The sequence below is a fragment of the Frankia sp. AiPs1 genome, assembly GCF_023716945.1.
In the GTDB taxonomy this organism is placed as follows: domain Bacteria; phylum Actinomycetota; class Actinomycetes; order Frankiales; family Frankiaceae; genus Frankia.
Window position 1 is genome coordinate 1 of sequence record NZ_JAMQQF010001023.1, and the last position, 1,044, is coordinate 1,044.

At 76.1% G+C, this 1,044-nt stretch carries 1 protein-coding gene; it reads left to right on the forward strand.

The window, feature by feature from the left end; translation table 11 throughout:
- A partial coding sequence (locus ND748_RS32605) for a hypothetical protein (RefSeq protein ID WP_251750105.1) occupies positions 1-920 on the forward strand: 920 nt, incomplete at its 5' end.
- Between the last annotated feature and the right edge of the window lie 124 nt (positions 921-1,044).

Genomic DNA, 1,044 nt, shown 5'->3' on the forward strand with positions numbered 1-1,044 from the left:
GGCTGCGCCCGCGCGGCGGCACCGCGATGGGCCGCTGGCTGCGGCTGACCGCGCAGCTCATGGGGTCGCGCCCGGACGCCATCCACCACGCCATCCTGCTCACCGACGGGCAGAACGGCGAGAGCACGCGGGCGCTGGAGACGGCCCTGGCCGCGTGCGAGGGCGCCTTCCAGTGCGACTGCCGCGGGGTGGGCGCCGACTGGCGGGTCGACGAGCTGCGCCAGATCTCCACCCGGCTGCTCGGCACCGTGTCGTTGCTGCGCGAGCCCGCCGAGATGGCCGACGACTTCCGCGCCCTCATCGCCAAGGCGCTCGCCCGCGGCGTGGCCGACGTCGCGCTGCGGGTGTGGACGCCGAAGGGTTCCACCACCCGCTTCCTGCGTCAGGTCTCCCCCGAGGTCGACGACCTCAGGCCGCGTGCGGTCGAGGTGAACCCGTTCACCCGGGACCATCCGACCGGCGCGTGGGCGGTGGGCACCCGCGAGTACCACCTGTGCGTCGACGTGCCGCCGGCCGACGTCGGCGACGAGCGGCTCGCCGCCCGGGTGAGCCTGGTCGTCGGCGGCGAGGTCGTCACGCAGGCCCGCGTCCGCGCGGTGTGGACCGAGGACGCCGAGTTGTCGACCCGCATCGACGGCGTCGTCGCCCATTACACCGGGCAGGCGGAGCTTGCCCGCGCGGTGCAGGGCGGGCTCGCCGCGCGCCGCGCCGGGGACGAGGTCAGCGCCGTGACGCTGTTGGGCCGGGCGGCTCGGATCGCCGCCGCGGCCGACGACGGCGCGATGCTGGACCGGCTCGGCAAGGTCGTCGAGATCGACGACCCGGCCACCGGCTCGGTACGGCTGCGCCGCGACGTGGAGAAGCTCGACGAGATGGACCTCGACGCCGGTTCGACGCTGACGGTTCCCGCGAAGCGGTGAGGCGCCAGACCTGCCCGCGCTGCGGGTGCCCGCCCCGCGGGGAGGGGACACGCTGCCCGGCGTGCGACCACAACTTCGCCACGGGCACCGGCCCGCGCCCGGCGTACGCCGTCCCCCTGCGTGC